Raw genomic sequence first — 961 nt, 5'->3', positions numbered from 1 at the left:
GCCCACGTCGACTGCCCCGGCCACGCCGACTATGTGAAGAACATGATCACCGGCGCCGCGCAGATGGACGGCGCGATCCTGGTGGTGTCGGCCGCCGACGGCCCGATGCCGCAAACGCGCGAGCACATCCTGCTGGCCCGTCAGGTCGGCGTGCCGGCCCTGGTGGTTTTCATGAACAAGGTCGACCTGGTCGACGACGAAGAACTGCTGGAACTGGTCGAGATGGAAGTGCGCGAGCTGCTCTCGTCGTACCAGTTCCCCGGCGACGACATTCCGATCACCAAGGGTTCGGCCAAGGCCGCGACCGACGGCGTGAACCCGGAAATCGGCGAACAGCGCGTTCTGGCCCTGATGGAAACCGTCGACGCCTACATCCCGCAGCCGGAACGTCCGGTCGACCTGCCCTTCCTGATGCCGGTCGAAGACGTCTTCTCGATCTCGGGCCGCGGCACCGTGGTCACGGGTCGCGTCGAAAAGGGGATCGTCAAGGTCGGTGAAGAAGTCGAAATCGTCGGCATCCGTCCGGTCCAGAAGACGACCTGCACGGGCGTCGAAATGTTCCGCAAGCTGCTGGACCAGGGTCAAGCCGGTGACAACGTCGGCGTCCTGCTGCGCGGCACCAAGCGTGAAGACGTCGAGCGCGGCCAAGTGCTGTGCAAGCCGGGCTCCATCACCCCGCACACCAAGTTCCTGGCCGAAGCCTACATCCTGACCAAGGAAGAAGGCGGTCGTCACACGCCGTTCTTCACGAACTATCGCCCGCAGTTCTACTTCCGCACCACGGACGTGACCGGCATCGTTCACCTGAAGGAAGGCGTCGAAATGATCATGCCCGGCGACAACGCCGAGCTGAACGTCGAACTGATCACCCCGATCGCCATGGACCAAGGCCTGCGCTTCGCCATCCGTGAAGGCGGCCGCACCGTCGGCGCCGGCGTCGTCGCCAAGATCGTCGAGTAGT

General features: G+C 64.3%; 1 protein-coding gene. It reads left to right on the top strand.

The window, feature by feature from the left end:
- A partial coding sequence (gene tuf, locus ACP693_RS17700) for an elongation factor Tu (protein ID WP_426050141.1) occupies positions 1-960 on the top strand: 960 nt, incomplete at its 5' end.
- Position 961 lies beyond the last annotated feature (1 nt).

The sequence above is a fragment of the Brevundimonas sp. TWP1-3 genome (assembly GCF_049896085.1).
Taxonomy (GTDB): domain Bacteria; phylum Pseudomonadota; class Alphaproteobacteria; order Caulobacterales; family Caulobacteraceae; genus Brevundimonas.
The sequence above is the reverse complement of the archived record's forward strand: the minus strand, read 5'-3'. Positions and strand labels throughout refer to the sequence as shown.